At 72.3% G+C, this 25,670-nt stretch carries 25 protein-coding genes; 12 read left to right on the forward strand and 13 right to left on the reverse strand.

What is annotated here, in order from left to right; translation table 11 throughout:
• Positions 1–93 precede the first annotated feature (93 nt).
• Positions 94–1,449 carry a UDP-N-acetylglucosamine 1-carboxyvinyltransferase gene (gene murA, locus FHX31_RS06065; RefSeq protein WP_030273035.1) on the reverse strand — a complete coding sequence of 452 codons (1,356 nt, stop codon included), beginning with the start codon at positions 1,447–1,449 and terminating at the stop codon, positions 94–96.
• 214 nt (positions 1,450–1,663) lie between these two features.
• The gene (nadA, locus tag FHX31_RS06070) at positions 1,664–2,839 is read right to left on the reverse strand and encodes a quinolinate synthase NadA (RefSeq protein WP_030273033.1); all 1,176 of its coding nucleotides are present in this window, start codon (positions 2,837–2,839) and stop codon (positions 1,664–1,666) included.
• Between the two features lie 43 nt (positions 2,840–2,882).
• Between nadA and FHX31_RS06075 the strand changes: the two genes are divergently transcribed.
• From FHX31_RS06075 to FHX31_RS06090, 4 genes are all read left to right on the forward strand, one after another.
• A complete protein-coding gene (locus tag FHX31_RS06075; RefSeq protein WP_184975412.1) occupies positions 2,883–4,043 on the forward strand; it encodes a glycerate kinase family protein in 1,161 nt (386 codons plus the stop codon).
• A 140-nt stretch (positions 4,044–4,183) separates the two neighbouring features.
• Entirely contained in the window at positions 4,184–4,552 is a 369-nt protein-coding gene (gene erpA, locus FHX31_RS06080; RefSeq protein ID WP_013287705.1) for an iron-sulfur cluster insertion protein ErpA, read from the forward strand.
• Between the two features lie 179 nt (positions 4,553–4,731).
• Positions 4,732–5,706, forward strand: a complete 975-nt coding sequence (locus tag FHX31_RS06085) for a carbohydrate kinase family protein (RefSeq protein WP_013287704.1) — start codon at positions 4,732–4,734, stop codon at positions 5,704–5,706.
• The gene (locus tag FHX31_RS06090) at positions 5,703–6,254 is read left to right on the forward strand and encodes a P-loop nucleotide/nucleoside kinase family protein (protein ID WP_030273028.1); all 552 of its coding nucleotides are present in this window, start codon (positions 5,703–5,705) and stop codon (positions 6,252–6,254) included. The genes FHX31_RS06085 and FHX31_RS06090 overlap by 4 nt, the downstream gene beginning before the upstream one ends.
• Before the next feature lie 66 nt (positions 6,255–6,320).
• Here the strand turns inward: FHX31_RS06090 and FHX31_RS06095 are convergent, their stop codons facing one another.
• Both FHX31_RS06095 and FHX31_RS06100 read right to left on the reverse strand, forming a co-directional pair.
• Complete coding sequence (locus FHX31_RS06095) at positions 6,321–6,548, reverse strand: sulfurtransferase TusA family protein (protein WP_030273026.1); 228 nt, start codon at positions 6,546–6,548, stop codon at positions 6,321–6,323.
• Complete coding sequence (locus FHX31_RS06100) at positions 6,545–7,696, reverse strand: cysteine desulfurase family protein (RefSeq protein ID WP_184975415.1); 1,152 nt, start codon at positions 7,694–7,696, stop codon at positions 6,545–6,547. Before FHX31_RS06100 ends, FHX31_RS06095 begins: the two co-directional genes overlap by 4 nt.
• A gap of 171 nt (positions 7,697–7,867) precedes the next feature.
• Here FHX31_RS06100 and ctaC point away from each other — a divergent pair, with 171 nt between their 5' ends.
• Both ctaC and FHX31_RS06110 read left to right on the forward strand, forming a co-directional pair.
• Positions 7,868–8,839: an aa3-type cytochrome oxidase subunit II gene (gene ctaC, locus FHX31_RS06105; RefSeq protein WP_030273023.1), complete on the forward strand. Its 972-nt coding sequence runs from the start codon at positions 7,868–7,870 to the stop codon at positions 8,837–8,839.
• A gap of 10 nt (positions 8,840–8,849) precedes the next feature.
• Complete coding sequence (locus tag FHX31_RS06110; RefSeq protein ID WP_013287699.1) at positions 8,850–9,278, forward strand: cytochrome c oxidase subunit 4; 429 nt, start codon at positions 8,850–8,852, stop codon at positions 9,276–9,278.
• A gap of 924 nt (positions 9,279–10,202) precedes the next feature.
• On the opposite strand, the gene FHX31_RS06115 is transcribed toward FHX31_RS06110, so the two are convergent.
• The 4 genes from FHX31_RS06115 to FHX31_RS06130 all read right to left on the reverse strand — a co-directional run bounded on the left by FHX31_RS06115 (position 10,203) and on the right by FHX31_RS06130 (position 13,139).
• A complete protein-coding gene (locus tag FHX31_RS06115; RefSeq protein WP_013287698.1) occupies positions 10,203–10,412 on the reverse strand; it encodes a hypothetical protein in 210 nt (69 codons plus the stop codon).
• 145 nt (positions 10,413–10,557) lie between these two features.
• Positions 10,558–11,601, reverse strand: coding sequence for an anthranilate phosphoribosyltransferase (trpD, locus tag FHX31_RS06120; protein WP_184975418.1), 1,044 nt, complete (start codon positions 11,599–11,601; stop codon positions 10,558–10,560).
• A gap of 81 nt (positions 11,602–11,682) precedes the next feature.
• Complete coding sequence (locus tag FHX31_RS06125; protein ID WP_123110991.1) at positions 11,683–12,081, reverse strand: response regulator; 399 nt, start codon at positions 12,079–12,081, stop codon at positions 11,683–11,685.
• A gap of 104 nt (positions 12,082–12,185) precedes the next feature.
• Positions 12,186–13,139: a cytochrome c oxidase assembly protein gene (locus FHX31_RS06130; protein WP_013475726.1), complete on the reverse strand. Its 954-nt coding sequence runs from the start codon at positions 13,137–13,139 to the stop codon at positions 12,186–12,188.
• Positions 13,140–13,247: 108 nt separating this feature from the next.
• On the opposite strand from FHX31_RS06130, the gene ctaE reads away from it, so the two are divergent.
• From ctaE to FHX31_RS06155, 5 genes are all read left to right on the forward strand, one after another.
• Positions 13,248–13,847 carry an aa3-type cytochrome oxidase subunit III gene (gene ctaE / locus FHX31_RS06135; RefSeq protein WP_013287694.1) on the forward strand — a complete coding sequence of 200 codons (600 nt, stop codon included), beginning with the start codon at positions 13,248–13,250 and terminating at the stop codon, positions 13,845–13,847.
• A gap of 72 nt (positions 13,848–13,919) precedes the next feature.
• Complete coding sequence (gene qcrC, locus FHX31_RS06140; RefSeq protein ID WP_013287693.1) at positions 13,920–14,753, forward strand: cytochrome bc1 complex diheme cytochrome c subunit; 834 nt, start codon at positions 13,920–13,922, stop codon at positions 14,751–14,753.
• A 67-nt stretch (positions 14,754–14,820) separates the two neighbouring features.
• On the forward strand, positions 14,821–15,909 hold the full coding sequence (qcrA, locus tag FHX31_RS06145; protein WP_013287692.1) for a cytochrome bc1 complex Rieske iron-sulfur subunit: 1,089 nt from the start codon (positions 14,821–14,823) through the stop codon (positions 15,907–15,909).
• Positions 15,906–17,537 carry a cytochrome bc1 complex cytochrome b subunit gene (qcrB, locus tag FHX31_RS06150; protein WP_013287691.1) on the forward strand — a complete coding sequence of 544 codons (1,632 nt, stop codon included), beginning with the start codon at positions 15,906–15,908 and terminating at the stop codon, positions 17,535–17,537. Before qcrA ends, qcrB begins: the two co-directional genes overlap by 4 nt.
• A gap of 210 nt (positions 17,538–17,747) precedes the next feature.
• Positions 17,748–18,416, forward strand: coding sequence for a DUF4142 domain-containing protein (locus tag FHX31_RS06155; RefSeq protein ID WP_013287690.1), 669 nt, complete (start codon positions 17,748–17,750; stop codon positions 18,414–18,416).
• Positions 18,417–18,477: 61 nt separating this feature from the next.
• On the opposite strand, the gene FHX31_RS06160 is transcribed toward FHX31_RS06155, so the two are convergent.
• The 5 genes from FHX31_RS06160 to FHX31_RS06180 form a co-directional block, all read right to left on the reverse strand.
• Positions 18,478–18,765 carry an Lrp/AsnC family transcriptional regulator gene (locus tag FHX31_RS06160; protein WP_013287689.1) on the reverse strand — a complete coding sequence of 96 codons (288 nt, stop codon included), beginning with the start codon at positions 18,763–18,765 and terminating at the stop codon, positions 18,478–18,480.
• A 52-nt stretch (positions 18,766–18,817) separates the two neighbouring features.
• Entirely contained in the window at positions 18,818–19,693 is an 876-nt protein-coding gene (locus FHX31_RS06165; protein ID WP_091331094.1) for a nucleotidyltransferase family protein, read from the reverse strand.
• Entirely contained in the window at positions 19,690–20,217 is a 528-nt protein-coding gene (locus FHX31_RS06170; RefSeq protein ID WP_013287687.1) for an NUDIX hydrolase, read from the reverse strand. The genes FHX31_RS06165 and FHX31_RS06170 overlap by 4 nt, the downstream gene beginning before the upstream one ends.
• Before the next feature lie 39 nt (positions 20,218–20,256).
• Positions 20,257–22,044, reverse strand: coding sequence for a RelA/SpoT family protein (locus tag FHX31_RS06175; protein ID WP_030273955.1), 1,788 nt, complete (start codon positions 22,042–22,044; stop codon positions 20,257–20,259).
• 129 nt (positions 22,045–22,173) lie between these two features.
• The gene (locus tag FHX31_RS06180; RefSeq protein WP_091331095.1) at positions 22,174–23,928 is read right to left on the reverse strand and encodes a DEDD exonuclease domain-containing protein; all 1,755 of its coding nucleotides are present in this window, start codon (positions 23,926–23,928) and stop codon (positions 22,174–22,176) included.
• 127 nt (positions 23,929–24,055) lie between these two features.
• Here FHX31_RS06180 and FHX31_RS06185 point away from each other — a divergent pair, with 127 nt between their 5' ends.
• Positions 24,056–25,453, forward strand: a complete 1,398-nt coding sequence (locus FHX31_RS06185) for an NYN domain-containing protein (protein ID WP_091331096.1) — start codon at positions 24,056–24,058, stop codon at positions 25,451–25,453.
• Positions 25,454–25,670 lie beyond the last annotated feature (217 nt).

Raw genomic sequence — 25,670 nt, forward strand, 5'->3', positions numbered from 1 at the left:
CCGCGTCCGGTGCACATCACGGGTGCACCGGGCGCGGCCGCTTCCGGTCGCGGCGCCGCGACAGGGGCGCTGTCGCGACGCGGAACGGGACGGTCAGGGACGCTCGACGTGGGCGCCGAGGTCGGCCAGCTTGGCCTCGAAGTCCTCGTAGCCGCGGTTGATCAGGTCCACGCCGTACACCCGGGAGGTGCCCTCGGCGGCCAGCGCCGCGATCAGGTGGCTGAACCCGGCCCGCAGGTCCGGGATGACCAGGTCGGCCGCGTGCAGCTTGCTCGGCCCGGCGATCACCGCGGAGTGCTTGAAGTTGCGCCGGCCGAAGCGGCACGGGGTGCCGCCGAGGCAGTCCCGGTAGACCTGGATGTTGGCGCCCATCGTGTTCAGCGCCTCGGTGTAGCCGAGCCGCTGCTCGTAGACCGTCTCGTGGACGATCGACAGGCCCCGGGCCTGGGTGAGCGCGACCACCAGCGGCTGCTGCCAGTCGGTCATGAAACCGGGGTGCACGTCGGTCTCCAGCGCCACCGCGTTCAGCTCACCGCCCGGGTGCCAGAACCGGATGCCGCCCTCCTGGCCCGGGCTGCCGCCGCGCGGCGGACGCAGGTCGGTGACCTCGTACTCGCCGCCGACCGACCGGAAGATGTTCAGGAAGGTCATCATGTCGGCCTGCTGGGCGCCCAGCACCTCGACGTGACCGCGGGTCGCCAGCGCCGCCGCCGCCCAGCTGGCCGCCTCGATCCGGTCCGGGATCGGCCGGTGGGTGTAGCCGTGCAGCTTCTTGACGCCCTGGATCTCGATCACCCGGTCGGTGTGCACCTTGATGATCGCGCCCATCTTCTGGAGCACGCAGATGAGGTCGATGATCTCCGGCTCGACCGCCGCGTTGCGCAGTTCGGTGACGCCCTCGGCCATCACCGCGGTGAGCAGCACCTGCTCGGTGGCGCCCACGCTCGGGTACGGCAGCGCGAACTTCGTGCCGTGCAGCCCGTTCGGGGCGGACAGGTGCAGGCCCTCCGGGGTCTTCTCGACCGTGGCGCCGAACTCGCGCAGCGCCTGGAGGTGGAAGTCGATCGGGCGCGGGCCGATGTGGCAGCCGCCCAGGTCGGGGATGAAGGCGTGGCCGAGCCGGTGCAGCAGCGGGCCGCAGAACAGGATCGGGATCCGGCTGGACCCGGCGTGCACGTTGATCTGGTCGGTGCTGGCGCTCTCGACGTTCGTGGGGTCGAAGACGAGTTCGCCCTCCTCCACGCCGTCGCTGACCTTCACGCCGTGCAGGCCGAGCAGACCGCGGACCACCTCGACGTCACGGATACGCGGCACGTCGAACAGCCGGCTCGGTGTGTCGCCCAGCAGGGCGGCCACCATCGCCTTGGACACCAGGTTCTTCGCGCCGCGCACGCGGATCCGCCCTTCAAGCGGAGTGCCTCCGTGTACGACCAGGACGTCGTCGGTCAACGCAACCTCCAGCGCGTTGGGTGCTGCCGTGTCTAGTGATGGGTGCACGAAGTTCATCGCTACCCGGAACGCGGTCATGGGAAAACGGGCCGCGTGTGTCGTCGCCCCGGCAGCATAGCCCTCCGTGACGGGAATGGAATCGGTCACATCGCCAGCGAGGGCACGAACCGGGGTGTCCGGTGCGTTTCCGTGCCAGCGGGGTCACCGACGGTGATCAGGCTCCCGGAAGGGCGAGCATCTGGTCCAGCGCCGACCGGGCGTGTCGGGCGGTCTCCGGGTCGACGGTGATCTGGTTGACCACGCGCCCGGCGACCAGTTCCTCCAGCGCCCAGACCAGGTGCGGCAGGTCGATCCGGTTCATCGTCGAGCAGTAGCAGACCGCCCGGTCGAGGAACATGATCTGCTTGTCCGGGTGGGCCAGCGCGAGCCGGCGCACCAGGTTCAGTTCGGTGCCCACCGCCCACGCCGAGCCGGCCGGGGCCGCCTCGATGGTCCTGATGATGAACTCGGTCGAGCCGACCAGGTCGGCGGCGTTCACCACCTCGTGGCGGCACTCCGGGTGCACCAGCACGTTCACGCCCGGCACCCGCTCGCGTACGTCGTTGACGCTGTCGAGCGTGAAACGGCCGTGCACCGAGCAGTGACCCCGCCACAGGATCATCTTCGCGTCGCGCAGCTGCTCCGGGGTCAGCCCGCCGTTCGGCTTGTGCGGGTCGTAGAGCACGCAGTCGTCGAGCGAGAAGCCCATCTCCAGCACCGCGGTGTTGCGGCCGAGGTGCTGGTCGGGCAGGAACAGTACCTTGCGGCCCTGCTCGAAGGCCCAGTCCAGGGCCCGCTTGGCGTTCGACGAGGTGCAGACCACGCCGCCGTTGCGGCCGACGAAGCCCTTGATGTCCGCCGAGGAGTTCATGTACGTCACCGGCACGGTCTCCGCCGCGATGCCCAGATCGGTGAGCGTGTCCCACGCGGCCTCGACCTGCGACAGCACCGCCATGTCGGCCATCGAGCAGCCGGCGGCGAGGTCGGGCAGGATCACCTTCTGCGCGTCCGAGGTGAGGATGTCCGCGCTCTCGGCCATGAAGTGCACGCCGCAGAAGACGATGTACTCCGCGTCCGGGCGGGCGGCCGCCTCCCGGGCCAGCTTGAACGAGTCGCCGGTCACGTCGGCGAACTGGATCACCTCGTCGCGCTGGTAATGGTGGCCCAGGACGAACACCTTCGTGCCGAGCGCGGCCTTCGCGGCGGCGGCACGGGCCACCAGGTCGGGGTCGCTCGGCGCAGGGAGATCACCCGGACACTCCACGCCACGCTCGGTGGCGGGGTCGCTGCCGCGGCCGAGGAGCAGCAGCGCCGTGGCGGTGTTGGACGGCTCAACCCAGGTCGAAGTCACGCCCCCATGGTCCCACAGCGCGACCACCGCGCAGCCGTCCCCGATGTGGCCTGCCACACTGCTGCGCATGCGCGTGCTGCTCTGTCCGGACAAGTTCGCCGGCACGCTGTCGGCCCCCGACGTGGCCGCCGCGGTGGCCGACGGCTGGCGTGACGTCGCGCCCGGCGACGACCTGCTGGCCCGGCCGCTCGCCGACGGCGGGCCGGGGTTCGTCGACGTGCTCGCCGGGGCGCTCGGCGGACGCCGGGTGCCGGTGCCCACGGTCGACCCGCTGGGCCGCCCGGCCGCCGGTGAGATCCTGCTCACCGACGACGGCACGGCGTACCTGGAGAGCGCGCAGGCGTGCGGACTGCACCTGCTCACCGCCGCCGAACGCGACCCGAAGGCCACCACCTCGTACGGGCTGGGGCTGCTCGTCGCCGCCGCGGTCGAGGCGGGCGCGCGGACGGTGGTGGTGGGGCTGGGCGGCTCGGCCACCAACGACGGGGGTGCCGGGATGCTCGTCCCGCTGGGCGTCACGCCGCTGGACGGCGCCGGCCGGGCCCTGCCGTACGGCGGCGCGGCGCTCGCCGAGGTGGCCGCGCTCGACGGGGAGCCCCGGCTGCGCGGCGCGACGCTCGTCGCCGCCACCGACGTGGACAACCCGCTGCTCGGGCTGCACGGCGCGAGCAGCGTCTTCGGCCCGCAGAAGGGCGCCGGCCGGGCCGACGTGCTGCTGCTGGACGCCGCCCTGACCCGCTGGGCGGAGGTGCTGACCGAGCGCCTGCCCGGCTGCCCGTCCGGGCTGGGCGCGCTGCCCGGCGGCGGCGCCGCAGGCGGCCTCGGTGCGGCGGTGCTGGCGCTCGGCGGCCGGTGCGAATCCGGCATCGGCCTGGTCACCCGCGCGGTGGGGCTGGACGCCGCGCTCGACGCCGCCGACCTGGTGATCACCGGCGAGGGCTCGTTCGACCACCAGTCACTGCGCGGCAAGGTGGTCGCCGGTGTGGCCGGGGCGGCCCGGGACCGGGGCGTGCCCTGCGTGGTGCTGGCGGGACGGGTGAGCACCGGGCGGCGGGAGGCGGCAGCGGCCGGTGTCACCGAGGCGCACAGCCTCGTGGAGCACTTCGGCGGCGAGGAGCACGGGGGAGTGGACGCGGCGATGGCCCGCCCGGCCGAAGGGCTGCGCGCGCTCGGCGCCCGCCTGGCGCGGCAATGGAGCCGCTGACCGGTTCCGCTGGTCACGCCGCGGGGTGGTGACGCCGGAGGCGGCGTACGATCGAAAGACGGACCACACCGGGAATCACTGGCGGACGTGCGGCGTTGGCCAGGACGTCCGGACCTCATACCGCGCAGGGAGACTTCCACGTGACCACGCCAGCGCAGACCGAGTCGACCGAGGCCAAGGCCCCCAGCACCGTCGTCCTCACCGACGTCGCGGCGCAGAAGGTCAAGGCCCTGATCGAGCAGGAGGGCCGCGACGACCTGCGGCTCCGGGTCGCCGTGCAGCCGGGTGGCTGCTCCGGCCTGCGGTACCAGCTGTTCTTCGACGAGCGCTCGCTCGACGGTGACGTCGTCACCGACTTCGACGGTGTCGAGGTCGTCGTCGACCGGATGAGCGCCCCCTACCTGGCCGGCGCCACCATCGACTTCGCCGACCGGATCGACGCCCAGGGCTTCACCATCGACAACCCGAACGCGGGCAACTCCTGCGCCTGCGGCGACTCCTTCAGCTGAGTCGACAGACCGACCGACAACGGCGGGCCGTCCCGGGTGGGGCGGCCCGCCGTTTCGTCGTACCCCCTGCGCGTGACGTCCGGATGTGCGCCGATCGACCGGTTGGTGACCGACCGCCGTCCGTGCGGCCCGGGGGCCGGTAGGCTGACCGCGCCGTGCTCCCGACCCCGAGGGTTGACATGAAGATCGCCGTGACCGGCTCGATCGCGACCGACCACCTGATGAGCTTCCCCGGCCGATTCGCCGACCAGCTCATCGCCGACCAGCTCGACAAGGTCTCGCTGTCCTTCCTCGTCGACGAGCTGGTGCTCCGCCGCGGCGGCACCGCGGCGAACATCGCCTTCGGCATGGCCCAGCTCGGGCTGCGCCCGGTGCTGCTCGGCGCGGTCGGCGCCGACTTCGCCGACTACCGCTCCTGGCTGGAGCGCCACGGCGTCGACTGCGACTCGGTGCACGTCAGCGAGGTCGCGCACACGGCACGCTTCGTCTGCACCACCGACACCGACATGTGCCAGATCGCCTCCTTCTACGCCGGGGCGATGAGCGAGGCCCGCAACATCGAGCTGGCCCCGGTGGCGCAGCGCCTCGGCGGTCTGGACCTGGTGCTGGTCAGCGCCAACGACCCGGCCGCGATGATCAGGCACTCCGGCGAGTGCCGGGACCGCGGCTACTCCTTCGTCGCCGACCCGTCGCAGCAGCTGGCCCGGATGGACGGCGAGGACGTGCTCGGCCTGATCGACGGTGCCGACTACCTGATGACCAACGAGTACGAGAAGTCGCTGCTCCAGAGCAAGGCCGGCCTTACCGACGAGCAGCTGCTGGACCGGGTCAAGGTGCGGGTCACCACGCTGGGCAAGCAGGGTGTGGAGATCGCCGGCCGGGAGATCGGCACGATCCGGGTGCCGATCGCGCGGGAGATGCAGGCGGTCGACCCGACCGGTGTCGGCGACGGCTTCCGGGCCGGTTTCTTCGCCGCGCTCGACTGGGGCGTCGGCCTGGAGCGGGCGGCCCAGGTCGGCTGCCTGCTGGCCACGCTCGTGCTGGAGAACTTCGGCGGCCAGGAGTACGAGGTCCGCCGCGACCTGTTCGTGAAGCGACTCGCCGAGTCGTACGGTGACGCGGCCGCCGAGGACGTCCGGCCGCACCTGCTGTGACCGGCCCGGCGGCCCCGGCCGGAGGGGTGGACCCGGAGGTCCGCCCCGGCGGCGGCGGTCCGGTGCTCGTCGCGTTCGCCGGGCTGCCGGGCGTGGGCAAGACCACGCTCGCCGCCCGGGTCGGCGCCGCCCTGCGCGCCCCGGTCCTGCCGGTCGACCCGGTCGAGCGCGCCCTGCACCGCTACGGTCTCACCGGCGACGTACCCGGCATGGCCGCCTACGGCGCGGTCGCCGGGCTGGCCGAGGTGCAGCTCGGCCTCGGGCTCAGCGTGGTGGTCGACGCGGTGAACCCGGTCGCCAGCGCCCGGGGCCTCTGGCACGACGTGGCCGAACGGGCCGGCGTGCCGCTGCGGGTGATCGAGGTGCACTGCGGCGACGAGGAGGAGCACCGCCGCCGGGTCGAGGCCCGCCCGCCCGAGGAACACGGCACCTGGGAGCAGACGCTGCGCCGCCGGGCCGAGTACGAGCCGCTGATCGGCCCGCGCCTGGTGGTCGACACCGCCGTGGCCGCCGACCCGCTGCCGGGCATCCTCGCGTACCTGCGCTGACTGCTGGTCGGCCGGCGTTAAGAAGGGCCCCTTCCTCTACCTGAGGCGTTAAGAAGGGGCCCTTCCTTACACCCGGACGTCGTAGGCGGGCCCCGGGCGCTCGGCGAGGAACTCGTGGCCGCGCATCCGGCACCACGCCGGGATGTCCACCGCCGCCGCCGGGTCGTCGGCCAGCACCCGTACCACCGCGCCGGCCGGCAGGCCGGGCACCAGCCGGGCGAGATTGATCACCGGTAGCGGGCAGCGCTGCCCCCGGCAGTCCAGCACCTCGTCCGGCTCGCTCCTCGCGCTCACAGGTCCGCCACCCCCGCCTCCGCCCGCAGGTCCGCCACGATCCCGGGCAGCTCGGCCAGGAACCGCTCCACGTCCGCCTCGGTGGTCTCCCGGTGCAGCGACACCCGCACGTTGCCGTGCGACAGCACCCCCATCGCCTCCAGCACGTGTGACGGGCGCAACGTCGACGACGTGCACGACGAGCCGGAGGACACCGCGAACCCGCGCCGGTCCAGCGCGTGCAGCAACGCCTCGCCGTCGACGTACAGGCAGGAGAACGTCACCAGGTGCGGCAACCGGTCCACCGGGTCGCCGACCACCTCCACGTCCGGCACCTCGGCCGGCACCCGCGCCCGGATCCGGTCGACAAGCGGACCCAGCCGGGCCGCCTCCGCCGCCGCGTCGGCCGCCGCCGCGCGCAGGCTGGCCGCCGCCGCGACCACCGCCGGCAGGTTCACCACCCCGGGGGTACGCCCCGACTCCCGCTCGTCGGCCGGGTACGGCGACTCCCACCGGGTGCCCTTGCGCACCACGAGCAGTCCGACACCGGGCGGTCCGCCCCACTTGTGCGCGCTGGCGGTCAGCACCGACCAGCCCGACGGCAGCGGCGCCCGCCCGGCCAGCTGCGCCGCGTCCACGTACAGCGGCACGCCCGCCTCGGCGCACAGCTCCGCCGCCGCGGGCACCGGCTGCACAGTGCCCACCTCGTGACTGGCCCCGATCAACGCCGCGAGGGCCACGCCAGGCGCGGCCACCGCCGCCGCCCAGGCGTCCAGGTCCACCCGGCCCGACCGGTCCACGGGTACGGACACCGCCGCGCCGCCACCTGCCGTGTGCCGCTCCGCGGCGTGCAGCACCGCCGAGTGCTCGATCGCCGAGTGCACCAGCGTCGCCCCGGCCCGCCGCCGCCCGGCCAAGCCTCCGAGTACGGCGGCGTGCGCTGCCGCCGTACCGCTGGGGGTGAAGGACAGCTCGTCGGCGCGGACGCCGAGCGTCTGCGCGGCGGCCTCGCGCGCGGCGTCGAGGAGCTGGCGGGCCCGGCGGGCCGCCGAGTAGAGCCGGGCCGGGTCCGCCCAGCCGTCGTCCAGTGCGGCCAGCATCGCCTGCCGCGCGACCGGATGCAGCGGCGCCGCGCTGGCGGCGTCCAGGTAGACCGGGGAGACGCTCATGAGGCTCCACGCTATCGCCCGGTTACGCCCAAGATCCCCCCGATGGGGGTGGACAGCGACCCCAAGACGGCCTGGCCGGTCATGGTCGAGTAATCTGCGACCGTCGGTGACGCCTTTGCCGTCGGTGTCAAGGAGAACAACCGCCGCGGCGCGCTAGGGAGGCAGGACCAGGTGGTCGCAAGGAGTTCGGAGGTACGGCGCTCGGCCGTACGGCACAGCGCTTCCCCGGGGGCCGGTGGACGCCGGCGGCGTGGTGCTGGTCGAATCGCCGGGCTCGGTCTCGGCGCGGCGGCGCTGCTGGTCTCGCTCACCGGCTGTGACGTCGGTAAGGCGTTCGGCGGGTTCGGCTGGCCGCAGGGCGGCATCACGCCCGAGTCGCACCGCATGTACGACCTGTGGATCGCGTCCTGCATCGCGGCGCTCGCCGTCGGCGTGTTCGTGTGGGGCCTGATCTTCTGGTGCGTGGTCCGCTACCGCAAGCGCGGCAACGAGCTGCCGGTGCAGACCCGCTACAACCTGCCGATGGAGTTCCTCTACACCATCGCGCCGATCCTCGTGGTCTCCGTGCTCTTCTACTACACGGCGGTCGTGCAGACCGACGTGAACAAGCAGTCGAAGAACCCGGACGTCACCGTCGAGGTCGTCGCGTTCAAGTGGAACTGGCAGTTCAACTACCGCGACGGCCAGGGCCCCGAGGCCAACACCGTCGCCTCGGTGCTCGGCACCAGCGAGGTCATCCCGGTGCTGGTGCTGCCCAGCGGCCGCTCGATCCGCTTCGAGGAGACCAGCCGCGACGTCATCCACTCGTTCTGGGTGCCGGAGCTGCTGTTCAAGCGGGACGTCATGCCGGGCAACGTGCGCAACACGTTCGAGGTCTCCAGCATCGACCAGGAGGGCGCGTTCGTCGGCCGCTGCGCCGAGCTGTGCGGCAGCTACCACGCCTTCATGAACTTCGAGCTGCGGGTCGTCTCGCCGGAGAAGTACGACCAGTTCCTGGCGGCCAAGAAGGCCGGCAAGTCGACCCAGGAGGCGCTCGGCGCGATCGGTGAGGAAGAGTACGCCACCGAGACGAAGCCGTTCGACACCCGGCGCGACGTGAACAACTTCAACCCGTCCGACGCGACGGCCGGCGCGGGAAGCTGAGGGGTCCGGCATGAAGACCGAGTGGAAGATCTTCCTGACCATCGCTACGTTCCTCCTCGGCGCGACGATCCTCTACGGCGCCTGGACGTACGCCGACAGCGGCGGTCACGTCGAGTGGATCGGCACGGTGGCGCTGCTGCTGTCCTTCCTGCTCTGCGCGATGTGCGGCGGCTTCTTCTGGTTCGTCTCCCGCCGTATCGACCTGCGCCCCGAGGACCGGCCGGACGGCGAGATCGCCGACGGCGCCGGTGAGGTCGGCTTCTTCAGCCCTGGCAGCTACTGGCCGTTCGGGCTGGCGCTGGCCGCCGCGATCGCCGGTCTCGGCCTGGTGTTCTGGCAGTTCTGGCTGCTGGGACTGGGCCTGGTGGCGGTTGTCCTCGCCACCTGCGGGCTGCTGTTCGAGTACTACTCGGGCACCCGCCGTACCGCCGAGCACTGACAGACCCACCGCCGCAGGCCCGCCACCCCCACCGGGGGAGGCGGGCCTGCCGCTTTCCCCCCACCCTCCGCCTCCCGCCCTCCGCCTCCCGCCCCCCGCCCGTCCCCGTCGATCATGAAGTTGACGGCGCTGGCGGTCCTTTTTGTCCCCGCCAACCTCATGATCGCCGCCCGTGCGGTCGGCCTGGTGCCCGCTCCACCTCCGACACGCACCACCCGGGTTCTCGCTCACCGGGCCGTTCCATTCACCGGAAGCGCCGTTCCACTTGCCAGGACCACAGGAGATCTTGGAAGGAAAGCGCCCTCATAGGGGCCCTTTCCTTCCAAGATCTCGCTCACCGCACCGCTCGTCCGCGTTCAAGGCCGGGTGCCGTGACGGGGGCAGGGCCGACACTCACGCCCGAAGGCCCGACGCCCGCCCTCACGCCTTACGCGCACCGCCGACCGCCCAGGCGAGCGCCGGCCACCGTGCGCTCCCGCGCCGGCCCGGCCTCGTTGATCAAGGAGTTTGAGGCACTTTCGCGCGCCGTCGATGACACAAACCCCTTGATCACCGGTTCGGCCGGGGAGAGCCCTCGCCACCCCGGCCACCAAGCGGTGATCAAGGAGTTTGGGTCCACCGGGGCGACCGTGGGGGACACAAACTCCTTGATCACGAGCGGCGGACGGTTGGGCTGTCGGGCGGGGTGGAGTGGGGCGGGGTGGAGTGGAGAAGGGTGGGCGGCCGCGCGCGGCACGGGGGCGCAAAGAGGCGCGAGGGCGCAAGAGGCGCGGACAGGCGCGGAGGCGCAAAGAGGCGCGGACAGGCGCGGGGGCGCAAAGAGGCGCGGACAGGCGCGGGGGCGCAAAGAGGCGCGGACAGGCGCGGCGCGCGGACGGGCGGAAGGGCGGGAGGGCGGGATGGCCGGAGGGGAAGGAGCGGCGGTCAGGCGGCCCGGGGGTGGGACGGCCGGCGGGGTGTGCGGCGGCTCGCCAGGCGGGTCTCGCGGAACGTGAACGTGGCGATCACCACTGCCGCGCCGCAACCGGTGCAGATCAGCTCCGGGCAGTCGGCGCCGTGCCCGTCGCCGCACGGCGGCGCCTCGAACAGCACGACGCCCTCGCAGGTGTCACAGTGCAGCTCGCGGTCAGACACGGGAGGCTCCTCTCGCTCCGGGCACCGGCCCAGGCGGTGAGACGCCGGCCGGCGGACCAGAGACCGAAAACGAAAGACCGAAAACGGAAAATAACTCCCGTGTAGTTTGGCACGCGGGTACGACAACACCCGCGCCAGGCCGCCGTCAGGCGGCGCGCGCCACCTCGAGCCAGCGCTCCAGCGCGGCCGCGGCGGCGCCCGAGTCGACAGCCTCGGCGGCCCGGTCCAGGTTGGCCCGCAGCACCTCGTGCAGATCACCGTCGAGCGGACCCTGGGTGGCAAGCGCGACAGCGGCGTTGACCAGCACCGCGTCCCGCACCGGGCCGGTCTCACCGGCGAGCAGGCGGCGGACGACGTCGGCGTTGTAGACCGCGTCCCCGCCGCGCAGGTCGGCCAGGGTGGCCCGGGGCACGCCGAGGTCCGTCGCGTCCAGCACGGCCTCGGTGACGCTGCCCTGCTGCGCCACCCAGACCCGGGTGGGGGCGCCGGTGCTGAACTCGTCCAGGCCGTCCTCGCCGCGTACCACGATCGCGGAGTCGCCACGGGCCGCGAAGACGGCGGCCATCACCGGGGCCATCCGCTTGTCGAAGCAGCCCACCGCGCCCGCGCGGGGCCGCGCCGGGTTGGTCAGCGGGCCGAGGAAGTTGAACGCGGTGGGTACGCCGATCTCGCGCCGGACCGGGCCGGTGTGGCGCATGCCGGGGTGGAAGCGGGCGGCGAAGCAGAAGCCGATGCCGGCCTCGGTGACGCAGCGGGCCACCTGCTCCGGTGCCAGGTCGAGGGGTACGCCGAGCTGCTCCAGCACGTCGGCGGTGCCACACGAGGAGGAGGCGGCCCGGTTGCCGTGCTTGACCACGCGGACCCCGGCCCCGGCGACCACCAGCGCCGCCATGGTGGAGATGTTCACCGTGTGCGCGAGGTCTCCACCGGTGCCGACCACGTCCAGCGCGGTCGCGCGTACGTCCTCGGGCAGGTGCACCGGCACCGCGCGGGTCAGCATGGCCTCGACCAGGCCGCCCAGCTCGGCGGGGGTCTCACCCTTGGTGCGCAGCGCCACGGCGAACCCGGCGATCTGCGCCGGGGTGGCCGAGCCGGCCATGATCTCGCCCATCGCCCACGCGGTGTCGGCGGTGGAGAGCTCCTCGCCGCGCAGCAGCGCGTTGAGCAGAAGCGGCCAGGTCCGTTCCATGGCGGGCCTCCCGAGCGGCGTGAGGAATGCGGTTGGGGCGCGCCACGGCCGCGTCGCCGTGGCGCGCGAGGACCGGAGGGATCAGGCCGCGGCGTGGGTGTGGCGCAGCAGCTCCGCCACGGTGCTGCCGGCGACCACCGGGTCCAGCGGGTGGGTCAGCGTGGCGTCGACCTCGGCGTACGCGGCCAGCCAGCGGTCGGCGGCGCGAGCCAGCACCACGCAGGTCGGCGGCGCGTCGTCCCGGTCGTCCTTGATCTGGCGGGCGATGCCGATGCCGCCGCCCGGGGTCGCCTCGCCGTCGAGCAGGAGCAGGTCGATCTCGTAGTCGTCGACCAGCCGGATGCAGGCGTTGTAGTCGTCGGCCTCGACGAACTCGATCTCGATCCCGGGCGCCGGCCGAGTGCCCACGGCGAGCCGCATCCGGTCGCGGACCTTCGGGTCGTCGCTGTAGAGCAGGACGGTGCAAAGACGATCGCTCATCGTGACGTGGCTCCCACCTCGTAGCTGCCCGCTGATCGTAGCGGTCGTCACATCCGGGCCGTCGCCCCGCCCGGCGGGCTCGGGGCGTACCCCGGAACGTGCCGTCAGGTGCTCGCCTCCGCGGCGCGCTGGCGGGCCTCCTGGCGGTCCAGCTCGCGGTCGAGCCGGCGGGCCTCGCGCTCGGACTGCTTGACCCACTGGACGACCAGGACGGCGAGCATGGTGACGCTGACGAATTCGCCGCCGGCCCACAGGATGCCGCCGGCGACCACCTGGTCGTTCCAGGGGTCGGACCAGGACAGGTTGAGCGACGGGTACCAGTCGCCGCCGAACAGCGTGGTGCTCTGCATGATGGTCAGGCCGAGGACGGTGTGGAACGGCACCGAGAGCAGCATGAGCAGCGCGCGCCCCGGGTACGGCCAGCGGCCGGGCAGCGGGTCCAGGCCGAGCAGCGGCCAGAAGAAGACGCAGCCGGTGGCGATGAAGTGCGCGTGGACCAGTTCGTGCGCCCACTCGTGGCGCAGGGTGAACTCGTAGAGGTCGGTGAAGTACAGCGCGAACGGGTTCACCACGAAGATGGCGAACGCCACGAGCGGGAAGCTGTAGATCCGGATCACCTTGCTGTGCACGATCGCGAGCAGCCGCTTGCGGGGCCGCACCGGCAGCGTGCGCAGCGCCAGCGTCACCGGGGCGCCGAGCGCCAGGAAGATCGGCGCGATCATGGACAGCACCATGTGCTGCACCATGTGCACCGAGAGCAGGGCGGTGTCGTACGCGCCGAGGCCGGTGAGCGTGACCAGGGCGATGCCGCCGAGGCCGGGGCCGAGGAACGACACGGTACGGACGACCGGCCAGCGGTCGCCGCGCAGCCGCAGCCGGTGCACCCCGTAGAGGTAGAGGCCGGCGGCCAGGACGATGCCCAGCGTGAGCCAGCTGTCCAGCCGGGTCTCGGTGAGGACCCGGGTCACGGTGAACGGCGGCGGGGCGCCCTCGCCTCCCGCCGCCAGTGTCGCCGGAACAGCCGAGGTGACGGCGCGGATCTGATCGACGTGCAGCACGCTTTTCAGGGTAGGTCAGGCGAAGCGGACCACCACGATCGGGCCACGGAAGGGACCGGTTTGGCACCCCGCTGATCGTCGGTCCCGGTCAGGGGCAATAATGACCGCGTGACTGCGGCCCCAGCCATTGACAAGAGCCGGATCCACTCCCTGACCCGACCCAACATGGTCAGCGTCGGGACGATCGTGTGGCTCTCCAGCGAACTCATGTTCTTCGCGGCGCTGTTCGCGATGTACTTCTCCATCCGCGCGGCGGCGCCGGAGCAGTGGGAGAAGCACACCGAGGTGCTGAACATCCCGTACGCGACCACGTTCACGGTGATCCTGGTGCTCTCCTCGATCACCTGCCAGATCGGCGTGTTCGCGGCCGAGCGCGGTGACGTCCACGCTCTGCGCCGGTGGTTCACGATCACCTTCGTGATGGGTCTGATCTTCGTGCTCGGTCAGCTGAACGAGTACCGGACCCTGGTGCACGAGGGTGTGAAGATCAACGAAGACGGTTACGGGTCGATGTTCTACCTCACCACCGGCTTCCACGGTCTGCACGTGACCGGCGGCCTCATCGCCTTCGTGATCTTCATGATCCGTACCACGATGGGCCGGTTCACCCCCGCCCAGGCGACCTCGGCGATCGTCGTGTCCTACTACTGGCACTTCGTGGACGTCGTGTGGATCGGGCTCTACGCCATGATCTACTGGCTCCAGTGATCTTGGCGCGTCACGAACCGCGCCGCTGCTCCGTCCCCTGAGACAAGGTCCAACCGGTTAAGGACACAGGTCATGACTTCTGACAACGACCGCCGACGCGGTCTGCTCGCGCGGCTGCGCGGGCGGCCCGTAGCGCGCAGCAGGGGCCGCCGCCGGCTGGGTGCCGCGGTCCGGCTGTTCGCCGCGCTGATGCTGGCCGGCGGTGCCTACACCGTCTTCGCCCCCGGCGTGCAGGCGCAGGACAACCCTCCGTTGACCGCCGCAGGCAACGAGGGTAAGGCGCTGTTCGACGTGAGCTGTGTGACCTGTCACGGTCGCAACGCCCAGGGCGTCGAGGGCCGCGGTCCGAGCCTGATCGGCGTCGGAGCGGCCTCGGTCGAGTTCCAGGTCAGCAGCGGTCGCATGCCGATGGCCCGGCAGGAGGCCCAGGCCATGCGCAAGCCGCCGCAGTTCACCGACGAGCAGGTGCGCCAGCTCGGGCAGTACATCCAGGAGCTCGGCGGCGGCCCGGAGGTCCCCAACGGCGACCTGCGTGAGGGCGCCAACCTGTCCACCGGTGGTGAGCTGTTCCGGATCAACTGCTCGCAGTGCCACGCCTTCAGCGGCGGCGGCGGCGCGCTGTCCTCCGGCAAGTACGCGCCGAGCCTTGCGCCGGCCAGCGACCGGCAGATCTACGCCGCGATGCTGAGCGGCCCGCAGAACATGCCGGTGTTCGGCGACAACCAGATCACGCCCGAGGAGAAGGCGGACATCATCGCCTACATCCAGGAGACGCTGAAGCACGACGGCGATCCGGGCGGCTTCAACCTGGGCCGCTACGGCCCGTCGACCGAGGGTCTCGCGATCTTCCTGGTCGGCATCGTCGCGCTGGTCTTCGCGAGCCTGTGGATCGCGGGCAAGTCGTGACCGGACGGATCAATGCTTCCAGTGCTGTGGCGCCGACCCCCGGCGTCACCCGTAGCGAGGTGACGGCATGAGCACCCACACCGAGCACCAGGCCCAGCAGGGCCCGGAGCCGCTCGACGTGAACGACCCCCGGCTCTCCCGGTTCGACATCGTCCAGGAGGGCGCGCGGCGGGACGACATCGAGATCGTCCACTACGAGCCGCAGGTGGTCCCGGGCAGCAAGGCCGAGCGCCGGCTGACCCGCACGGTCGCCCTGATGTTCCTGCTGACCGGCGTCTTCGCGACCGCCTTCCTGGTGGTCTACATCTGGTGGCCGTGGCAGTGGGAGCCGGGTACCGGCGGCGACAAGCTCTACACGCCGCTGCTCGGCGTGACGCTGGGCCTGGCGCTGCTGGGCATCGGTTTCGGCATCCTGACCTGGGGCAAGAAGCTGCTGCCCAAGGAGGTCTCGATCCAGGACCGGCACGACCAGGCCGACGACCCGGAGGGTCGCAAGATCACCGGCGAGACCATGCTCTACCTGGCCGACGAGATGGGCGTCCGTCGCCGGCCGCTGCTCGGCATCTCGCTGCTCGCCGGCCTGGCGCCGGTGGGCGCGGTGGCCGCGGCCCCGCTGATCGGTGGCCTGATCGAGCAGCCGCACAAGAACAACCAGATGTTCACCACCGGCTTCCAGCCGGGCGAGGGCGGCAAGAAGATCCGGCTGATCCGTGAGGACGGCCGCCCGATCCGCCCGGCCGACGTCAGCGTCGGCGGCCAGCTCACCGTGTTCCCGGGCATCGACGGCGGCGTGAGCAACCTGCACGCCGACTCGCCGACCCTGCTCATCCACCTGCGGGAGGACGACGCGCAGAAGTCGCGCGCCGCGAACGAGCGCAAGGGCCACGGCGACTACATGTGGGGCAACTACGTCGCGTTCTCCAAGATCTGCACGCACGCCGGCTGCCCGGCCAGCCTCTACGAGCAGCAGACCAACCGCCTGCTCTGCCCCTGCCACCAGTCGCAGTTCCTCATCACCGACAACGCCAAGCCGATCTTCGGCCCGGCGAACCGGCCGCTGCCGCAGCTGCCGATCGAGGTGGACGAGGAGGGCTTCTTCGTGGCGAAGTCCGACTACACCGAGACCATCGGTCCCGACTTCTGGGAGCGGCCATGAAGCGCCGAAAGTTTGATGCAGCAGCGCTGCCGGCCAAGAGCGCGCGGGCGGTGGACGACCGCTTCCAGGTGGCCACGCCCCTGCGCAAGCTGCTGAACAAGGTCTTCCCCGACCACTGGTCGTTCCTGCTCGGCGAGATCGCGCTGTTCTCGTTCATCGTCCTGCTGCTCACCGGCGTCTTCCTGACGTTCTTCTTCGAGCCGGCGATGACCGAGGTCATCTACAACGGCAGCTACGCGCCGCTGCGGGGCACCCCGATGTCGGCCGCCTACGCCTCCAGCCTGGACATCTCGTTCGATGTCCGGGGTGGTCTGATCATGCGGCAGATGCACCACTGGTCGGCCCTGCTGTTCATGGCCGCCATCGTGGTCCACATGCTGCGGGTCTTCTTCACCGGCGCGTTCCGCAAGCCCCGTGAGACCAACTGGATCATCGGCTCGCTGCTGTTCTGGGTCGGCTTCCTGGCCGGCTTCACCGGCTACTCGCTGCCGGACGACGGCCTGTCCGGCACCGGTCTGCGGATCGCCTCCGCGATCATCCTGTCGATCCCGGTGATCGGCTCCTGGGTCAGCTCGTCGATCTTCGGCGGGGAGTTCCCCGGCACCATCATCATCAGCCGCTTCTTCATCGCCCACGTGCTGCTCGTCCCGGGTCTGCTGGTGGCGCTGATCAGCGTGCACCTCGGCCTGGTGTTCAAGCAGAAGCACACCCAGTGGCCCGGCCCCGGCCGGACCAACTCCAACGTGGTCGGCGAGCGGATGTTCCCGCGCTACGCGCTCAAGCAGGGCGGCTTCTTCATGGTCGTCTTCGGCGTGATCGCGCTGATGGGCGGCATGTTCCAGATCAACCCGATCTGGCTGTTCGGCCCGTACGAGGCGTGGGTGGTCTCTGCCGCCAGCCAGCCCGACTGGTACGTCATGTTCCTCGACGGCTCGACCCGCCTCATGCCGGGCTGGGAGATCCACATCCCGATCGGCAACGGGTACGTCATCCCACCGTTGTTCTGGCCGACTGTGGTGCTACCCGGAATCCTGGTCGGCCTGTCGACGATGTATCCGTTCCTGGAGGCGCGCCGCCTCAAGGACTACAAGCACCACAACCTGCTCCAGCGGCCCCGGGACGTTCCGGCCCGGACCGCCGTGGGCGCCATGGCGCTCGCCTTCTACGTCGTGCTGACCCTCTCCGGCGCCAACGACGTCATCGCGGACAAGTTCCACATCAGCCTGAACGCGATGACCTGGGGTGGCCGGATCGGCCTGCTGATCCTGCCGCCGATCGCGTACTACATCACGTACCGGATCTGCCTGGGTCTGCAGCAGCACGACCGGGAGGTGCTGGCCCACGGCGTGGAGACCGGCATCATCAAGCGGCTGCCCGACGGCCGGTTCGTCGAGGTCCACCAGCCGCTCACCTCGGCCGACGGCCACGACGGTCACCCGCCGGCGCTGGACTACGTCGGCTGGGTGGTGCCGAAGAAGATGAACCGGCTCGGTGCCCTCGGCCCGGCGATCCGGGGCTTCTTCTACCCGATCGAGAAGCCGGCCGAGGCGCCGGTCTCGCCGGGGCACCCGCCGGTCGAGGCCCGGCCGGAGCGGGAGGAGATCGGCAGCGGCGAGAGCCGTCGCTGACCCTCCCCGGTACGACTGACAGTGGCGCCCGCCGGATCTTCCGGCGGGCGCCACTGCCGTTTCCGCACCGGTCGTCCCGTTCCCTCCCGCGCACGCCGGGAGGCCGGTGCGCCGACGGCCGTCGCCCCCGACACGGACGGGTGGAATCGCAGGAATAACCCCGGTCAGCCGGGTATCCGTGCGGTCCGACGTCTCATGGGGGAGGAACGAATGTTGGGAATCAAACGCCTGGGCCTGCTGGCCGCGCTGGTGGTCGTGGGGCTGGCGCCCGCCGCCGCGGCGCAGGCGGCGGCACAGCCGTCGACGCAGGACACGCAGTACCTGCAGGCGGTTCACCAGGTCAACCTGTTCGAGATCACCGCCGGTAACCTGGCCCAGCAGAAGGGTCAGAACCAGCAGGTCAAGGACCTGGGCAAGATGTTCGTGACGGACCACACCCAGCTGGACCAGACGGTGCAGTCGACCGCGCAGCAGCTCAACGTGCAGTTGCCGGCCGACCCGACCGCCGACCAGCAGAAGGTCCTGGACAAGCTGAACAACCTCAGCGGGGCCGAGTTCGACAAGGCGTGGGTGACCGCGCAGCTCGCCGGCCACGTCCAGGCGATCCAGGCCACCCAGACCGAGATCTCGCAGGGCTCGGAGCAGTCGGTGGTGCAGATCGCGCAGGACGCGCTGCCGGTCCTCCAGGCGCACTACGACGCGCTCGTGGCCCTGGCCCAGACCCTGGGCGTCCCGGTTCCGCAGACCAGCGCCAGCGGCACGCCCAGCCCGGGCGGCACCACGTCCCCGGGTGGCACCGAGTCGCCGGCTCCGGGCGGTACCGAGACCGAGGAGCCCGCTCCGGGCACCACGGAGACCCCGGTGCCCAGCCAGAGCTGACGTACCGCACGGTCGACGGTGGCCGGTCCGCCCGCGAGGGCAGGCCGGTCACCGGCTCGTGTCAGTCGGCGTTCGCCAGTCCGATCGCGAACGCCTCCTCCAGGTCGTGCTGGGAGTAGGCGCGGAACGCGATGTGCGACTCGGTGTTGAGCACGCCCGGCACCTTCGAGATGCTGCCGGCGATGACCTGGGCGATCTGCTCGAACTCCCGGACCCGGACCATGGCGATCAGGTCGACGTGCCCGGCCACCGAGTAGACCTCGCTGACGCCGGGCAGGTTGGCCAGGGTCTCGGCCACCTCGGGGATGGAGTCGGTGGCGCAGTCGATCAGCACGATCGCGGTGATCACGGGACGGTTCTCCGTTCGTCGGCGACGAGGCCCATGCTAGAGCCCGCGCCCCTCACCGCGCCGCCGGGACGGTCAGGTCGTCCCCGGCCCGGATCACCTCGCGCAGGCGTTCCCCGGCCGCGACTGTCGCACCAGGCCACACCACCGACCGGTCCACGTCGCCGTGCACCCGCGCGCCCGCGCCGATCACCGAGCCGGTGACCCGGCCGTCCACCGTCGCGGCCGGGTCCACCAGTCCGTCCGGTCCGGCCGCGTGCAGGTTGGCGGCCAGGTAGTCGGCCGGGGTGCCGGTGTCGTAGAACGTCCCCCGGTAGGGCACGACTGTGAGCGCCCCGGCGGCCTCCGCGGGCCGCCACACCGCCCGGACCAGGTCGCCGAACGTGGGTGGCAGGTCGCGGACCAGCCGCCAGGGCAGCAGCGAGAAACCCACGAACTCGTGGCCGTCGAAGGTCCCGGGGGCGTGCGGGTCGTCGGCGGGACGGCCGAGCAGGCGTACGCCGTGCCCGTCCCACCCGTCCAGCAGCGCGGCGATGTCCGGCCCGGGCGGGGCCTGCGGGTCGGCCAGGTATGCGTCGGCGTTGCCGACCAGCACGCCCCGGCCGTCGATCCAGTCCCGCAGCCGGCCCACACCCCCGGCGGTGCCGAGCGGGGCGTCCGGCTCGACCGACAGGTGAGCCCGTCCGCCCACCCGCGTGACCACCTGGTTGCCCAGGTAGCAGGCGTTCACCGCGACCCGCTCCGGGCCGGTCAGGCCGAGTCCGGCCAGCCGGGCCAGCGCCCGGTCCAGCAGCGGGACGTTTCCCACCGGGCAGAGCGCCTTCGGCACCCGCTCGGTGAGCGGGCGCAGCCGGGTGCCCTCGCCCGCGGCCAGCACCACCGCGCACACCTCGACCCCGGGTGCCGTAGTGCCCGCGTACGGGGTGCTCACGCGGCCGGTGGGTGCTCGCCGGCGCGCGGGCCGATGCCGTAGTAGCCGAGCAGGTTGGCGGTGGCGCGGCTGAGCCGGGGCAGGTCGTCGAGCGGATGGAAGGCGGCCTCGAACACCTCGGCGCCGTCCACCTTCAGCTCGGTGGTCGACGCCGGCACCTCCGCCTCGAAGACCACGTCGACCCAGCCCTTGGCGTGCACCACCGCGTTCGGCACCGCCGGGCGCAGCGCGTCGGGGGACAGACGGACGCCTGATTCCTCGTACAGCTCGCGGGCGGCGCCGACCACCGGGGCCTCGCCGCGTTGCAGCAGCCCGGCCGGCAGCGTCCAGCTGTACCCGGGCGGCTGGCGCAGCAGCAGGATCCGGCCCGCGCCGGTGGCCTCCGTGTCCTTGACCAGCGTGACCGCGCCGACGATGTACTTCGGTACGGCCAGCCGGACCAGCCGCCGTCGCAGCGGGACCGGAAGCCGGTAGAAGATCTGGTAGCCGAGGGCCCGTCCGGTGGCACGCGCGCGGGGGATCATGCCGTCCAGGCTAGTGGTCCCGGCGCGGACCGGCTCCGTCTACTGCCTGTGGTCGACCAGATCGATCAACTGCTGGACCACGGTGTCCGGCTCGACAGTGCGGTCGAAGACCGCCACCAGCAGCGTCTCCAGGTCGGGGTAGCCCAGTTCCTCGGACAGCCGCAGCAGCGGCAGGTCGCTGGCCAGGCCCCGGCTGTGCTTGCGCAACGCCAGGCCGATCGAGGCCCGGCCGAGCCGGACCTTGTCGGCGATCGAGATGCCCGGCTCGGTGTGCTCGGCGAACCAGCGGTTGATCTGCATCTGGGCGTGCGGGGACTTCACGAAGCCCAGCCACTCCCGGCGCGGGCCGCGCGGGGCCACGTCCGCCTCGAAGCCGCTCTCCGCGTCGTTCTCGGTGAAGATCTCCACCACGTCGCCCTCTTCCAGTTCGGAGGAGAGCGGCGCGAGCCGGCCGTTGATCCGGGCGGCCAGGCAGTGGTCGCCGCGCTCGGTGCCCAGCTCGTACGCGAGGTCGACAGGTGTCGCCCCGGCCGGCAGTACGACCTGCCGCCCGTCGGCCACCACCTGGATCTGCGCCTCGGACAGGTCACAGCGCAGCGACTCCATGAACTGGGTCGGGTCGACCGTCTCCTGCTCCCAGTCGAGCACCCGGCGCAGCCAGGCCAGCTCGTCCGCCCGGTCGGCGCCCCGGCCCGCGGCCCGGGGGAAGCGGTAGTGGGCGGCCACGCCGTACTCCGCGGAGCGGTGCATCTCGGTGGTGCGGATCAGCACCTCGACCGTGCGGTCCTGCGGGCCGCAGACGCTCGTGTGCAACGACCGGTAGAGGTTGTTCTTCGGGGAGGCGATGAAGTCCTTGAACCGGCCCGGCACCGGCCGCCAGAGCCCGTGCACGGCGCCCAGCGCGGCGTAACAGTCGGTCGCCGGACCGTCCACCACGATCGCGATGCGGGGCAGGTCGAACGGGGCGGCGTGGTCGCCGGCGACCGTGTCCTTCCAGATCGAGTAGAGGTGCCGGGGGCGGGGGGAGACGTCGGCGTCGACCCGGTTGCGGCGCAACGCCGCCCGGGTGCGGGCCACCACGTCGGCCAGGTAGGCGTCCCAGCCGGGCCGGTCGTGCACGAACCGGGCGATCCGCGCGTGCTCCTCCGGCCGCAGGTGCAGCAGCACCACGTCGTCCAGCTCGCGTTTGAGCGTCTGGATGCCCAGCCGGTCGCAGAGCGGGACCAGCACCTCCTGGGTCTTGCGGGCGATCCGCTCCCGGGAGGCGGCCGAGCGGACGCCGAGCGTACGCATGTTGTGCAGCCGGTCCGCCAGCTTGATCACCAGCACCCGGACGTCCTTGCCGGCCGCCACGATCATCTTGCGGACGGTCTCCGCCTCGGCGGCCTTGCCGTAGAACGCCTTGTCGAACTTGGTCACGCCGTCGACCAGGTGGGCGACCTCGCGGCCGAAGTCCTCCTGGAGCGCCTGGAGCGTGTAGCGGGTGTCCTCCACCGTGTCGTGCAGCAGCGCGGCGACCAGGGTGATGGTGTCCATGCCGAGGTCGGCGCAGATCTGCGCCACCGCCAGCGGGTGGGTGATGTACGGCTCGCCGCTCTTGCGGAACTGGCCGCGGTGCATGTTCTCGGCGATCGTGTAGGCCCGGCGCAGCACCGAGGCGTCGGCGCTCGCGTGGATGCCACGGTGGGCGCGGACCAGTGTGGTGACCGGGTCGCCGTCGGCCGTCGGCCAGGTGAGCAGGGAACGCAGGCGGCGGGTGAGCGGTAGTTCGCCCTGGGTCGGGAGCGCGCCACCCAGGGCGGCGCCGTGTCCGGCGTCGACGTCCACCTGGGACACCTCCTCACCCCGGCCCTCGGCCACCGGGAACCGGCGACCGGGAGCAGAGCCCGCGAATCGGGCAGGTCTGCACTCCTTTAACAGACTAAGGGAGTCGAGGTAGTCCGATCGGTCAGTTGGTCATGAGCGTTCGGTCGAGAGTTTGGCGGATCCGCCGTTCTCCGCCTTCGTCAGCAGTTCGCGGAAACGCCCCGCGCCGGCCACCGGCGAGGCCCAGCCGTCTGTCGACTCGACCAGCCGGGTCTCCGGTCGTTCCAACCAGGACAGGATCCGCTCGGTCTCCTCGGCGGTCGCGGCCGGCACCGGACCGTGCCCGGGCAGCACCGTCTCGGCGGTGGCGCGGATCGCCGCGATGGTGGGTCGCGGGTGGACACCCGGCGGGGACACCCCGGCCCCGGCGAGCCGGCCGTGCCGCACCAGCGCCAGCTCCCAGCCGCCCCGGGCGGCCGGACGGGCGGCGGCCAGCTCGGCGATGCCGGTCAACGCGGCCAGCCGTTGCATCCGGACCGCCGCGCGCAGCACCGCCACCAGCCGGCCGCGGACCACAGCCGCCTCCTCGTACCGCTCGGCGGCCGACAGCACCTCGATGCGGGCGAGCAGCGCGTCCACCACCACTCCGGGGTCGTCGCTGGTGGCGGTGCGGAACGGCGTCGCCGCTGCGTCGTCGTACTCCTCGGGGGTGATCTTGTGCTCGCAGGGCGCCGGGCAGCGACCCAGCTCGGCCAGCGCGCAGGCCGGCATGGTGGTACGCCGGGAGAGCCGGTGTGTGCACTGCCGCAGCGGCACGGCGTCGTGGAAGCCGGCGGCGGCCAGCTCCGCCGCCTGCCGGGACCGGAACGGCCCCAGGTAGGCCGTGTCGGTGGGCGCGATGTCGCGCACGATCGACAACCGGGGGTACGCCTCGTCGGTGAGCTTCAGCCACACCTGGCGCTCCGGATACTTCGACCTGCGGTTGTACGGCGGCGCGTGCGCCGCGATCAGCCGCAGTTCACGGACCTCCGCCTCCAGCGAGTGGGCGCACTCGACCGCCTCGACGCGCTCGGCGGCGGCGAGCATCTCGGAGATCCGGGCCCGCTTCTCCGCGGCGGTGAAGTAGCTGCGGACCCGGGTGGCGATGTCGCCGGACGTGCCCACGTAGAGCGGCCGGTCGTCGGCGGCCCGGAAGATGTAGACGCCCGGCACCTTCGGCAGCCCGTCGGCGAGGTGCCGCTTGCGGCGCTGGGTGGGGGTGACCGCGCGGGCGAACTCGATCGCCTCGCCGACCGTGCCGACCCCGTGCCCGCCGAGGCGGCCGATCAGCCCGTGCAGCACGTCGACTGTGGCCTTCGCGTCGTCGAGCGCGCGGTGGGTGGGCTGGGTCGCGGTGCGGAAGTAGGCGGCGAGCGTGCCCAGCTTGCGGTTGGGCACCTCGTCGCGGGTGAGCACCCGCCGGGCCAGCGCGGCCGTGTCCAGCACCCGGGGGTTGGGCCAGCGGTAGCCGTGCTTCGCGCAGGCCGCCTTGAGGAAACCCACGTCGTACGGCGCGTTGTGGGCGACGAGCACGGCGTCGCTGACGAACTCCAGGAAACTCGGCAGCACCTGCTCGATCGGCGGGGCGGGCAGCAGCATGGCCTGGGTGATGCCGGTGAGCACGGTGATGAACGGCGGGATCGGCACGCCCGGGTTGACGAGCGTGGCGAGCACGCCCAGCTCCTCGCCGCCACGGACCTTCACCGCGCCGATCTCGGTGATCCCGCCGCCGTCGGGAGCGCCGCCGGTGGTCTCCAGGTCGACCACCACGAAGGTGGTCGCGTAGAGCGGCAGCGCCGGGTCGACACCGCTGCCCGCCGGGTCCAGGCCGGCCAGCGACTCCTGGACGTACTCCGCTCGTGTCACCCGCGGGACGCTAGCGGCACGGTCCGACACTCCTGTCACTGCCGCCCCAGGAGATACCACGGGGGTACGATGAGAGATCGGCTCACTCACCGGGCGGTGGGCCCGTTCGGGGTGGGAGACTTGCCTCATGCCCCTCACCGAGCCGTACGACGACCACTCCTCCGTGGAGGAGCCGGTGGTCGGCGTGCCCGCCGATGAGGACGCGCCACCCGCGATCGAGCCCGAGCCCGTGCTGCCCGAGCCGGTCCGGCAGCGGATCGTCACGCTGACCGCCGCCGTGCTGCCCGGCCTGCCCGCCGACGAGGTGCCGGTGCCGCTGCGGCGGGTCGCCAAGTTCGCCCCCAACCGCCGCGCCCGCCTCGGCGCGCCCGCGATCGCCGCGCAGCTCACCGCCGACCCGCTGTTCCGGCAGCGGATCACCGCCCGGGTCCTCGCCGACGCCGGTGACCTGGGCGCGGCTGTGGTCGAGGGCACCGCACCGGCCGCGGCCGACCCGGTCGAGGTGGCCGCCCTGGCCTACCTGGCCCGGCCCCGCGGCTGGCGGGAACTCATCGACGCCAGCGGCGAGGCGGTACGCGCCGAGGCAGACAGCGCGGTAGTGGCCGAGCTGGTCCGCGAGGCCGAGCAGCGGGCCGCCCGCGCCGAGCACGACCGTGCGGTGGCCCGGGTCGAGGCGGAGAAGCTGCGCGACGAGCTGGCCCGGGTCCGGGAGGAACTGGGGCAGCTCCGCGAGGAGGCCCGCCAGCTGACCCGTACCCTGCGGGAGACCCAGGCCCGGGAGCGCAAGGCCACCGAGATGCTCGCCACCGAGCGGGGGCGGGCAGCCCGCGCCGCCGCCGATGCGGACGCCGAACTGCGCCGCACCCGGGCCCGGCTGGCCGAGGCGGAGGCCGCCGCCGGAGTGGCCCGGGCCAGCGCCAAGGAGGCCCGCTCGGTCGACGACGCGCGGCTGTGGCTGCTGCTGGAGACGATCGGCCAGGCCGCCGTGGGGCTGCGCCGCGAGCTGGCGCTCGACCCGGTGGACAAGCTCCCGGCCGACTTCGTCGCCGACGCGTTCGCCGAGCAGCCGGGCGCCGCACCGGCCGGCCCGTCGACGCGGGCCCGCGACACCGACGACCCGGCCCGCCTCGACCAGTTGCTCGCGCTGCCGCGGGCGCACCTGGTGGTGGACGGCTACAACGTGACCAAGCGCGGCTTCGGCGAGATGTCGCTGGAGCAGCAGCGCAAGCGGCTCATCACCGGGCTGGGCGGGATCGCCGCGCAGACCGGGGACGAGGTCACAGTCGTCTTCGACGGCGCCGAGCGGATCCACGGCCTGCCACCGGCGCCGCGCGGCGTGCGGGTGCTGTTCTCCCGCAAGGGGGAGACCGCCGACGAGTTGATCCGCCGGCTGGTCCGTGCCGAGCCGGCCGGGCGGCCGGTGGTCGTGGTCTCCTCGGACCGCGAGGTCGCCGACGGGGTACGCCGGCACGGCGCGTACCCGCTGGGTGCGGACTCGCTGCTGCGGCGCCTGGCGCGTTCCTGAGCTTCTCCGCGTCGCCTCCCGCCGCTTGATCGACTCCAGTTCGGGGACGTGGCGGGGTCGCGCGCGTGCTGATCGCGCCACTTCGGCGTACTGGTTCGGGTTCGCGGCGGCTGCTGCCTCGTTGTCCGGTTCTGTCGTACCCGAGCGTTAGCGTCGTGGTGACCGACGGTGGTGGCTCCTTCCCCGGCCGCCACCGGCGACCCGTCAGGAGGCGTTG

This window comes from Micromonospora sp. CNZ286 (assembly GCF_014207755.1).

Excerpts from the sequence above, each read along its gene's own strand:
- FHX31_RS06075 (WP_184975412.1), top strand. The coding sequence starts at position 2,883 with ATGTGGCCTGCCACACTGCTGCGCATGCGCGTGCTGCTCTGTCCGGAC.
- FHX31_RS06085 (WP_013287704.1), top strand. The coding sequence starts at position 4,732 with ATGAAGATCGCCGTGACCGGCTCGATCGCGACCGACCACCTGATGAGC.
- FHX31_RS06100 (WP_184975415.1), bottom strand. The coding sequence starts at position 7,696 with ATGAGCGTCTCCCCGGTCTACCTGGACGCCGCCAGCGCGGCGCCGCTG.
- FHX31_RS06110 (WP_013287699.1), top strand. The coding sequence starts at position 8,850 with ATGAAGACCGAGTGGAAGATCTTCCTGACCATCGCTACGTTCCTCCTC.
- trpD (WP_184975418.1), bottom strand. The coding sequence starts at position 11,601 with ATGGAACGGACCTGGCCGCTTCTGCTCAACGCGCTGCTGCGCGGCGAG.
- FHX31_RS06125 (WP_123110991.1), bottom strand. The coding sequence starts at position 12,081 with ATGAGCGATCGTCTTTGCACCGTCCTGCTCTACAGCGACGACCCGAAG.
- qcrC (WP_013287693.1), top strand. The coding sequence starts at position 13,920 with ATGACTTCTGACAACGACCGCCGACGCGGTCTGCTCGCGCGGCTGCGC.
- qcrA (WP_013287692.1), top strand. The coding sequence starts at position 14,821 with ATGAGCACCCACACCGAGCACCAGGCCCAGCAGGGCCCGGAGCCGCTC.
- qcrB (WP_013287691.1), top strand. The coding sequence starts at position 15,906 with ATGAAGCGCCGAAAGTTTGATGCAGCAGCGCTGCCGGCCAAGAGCGCG.
- FHX31_RS06155 (WP_013287690.1), top strand. The coding sequence starts at position 17,748 with ATGTTGGGAATCAAACGCCTGGGCCTGCTGGCCGCGCTGGTGGTCGTG.
- FHX31_RS06170 (WP_013287687.1), bottom strand. The coding sequence starts at position 20,217 with ATGATCCCCCGCGCGCGTGCCACCGGACGGGCCCTCGGCTACCAGATC.
- FHX31_RS06185 (WP_091331096.1), top strand. The coding sequence starts at position 24,056 with ATGCCCCTCACCGAGCCGTACGACGACCACTCCTCCGTGGAGGAGCCG.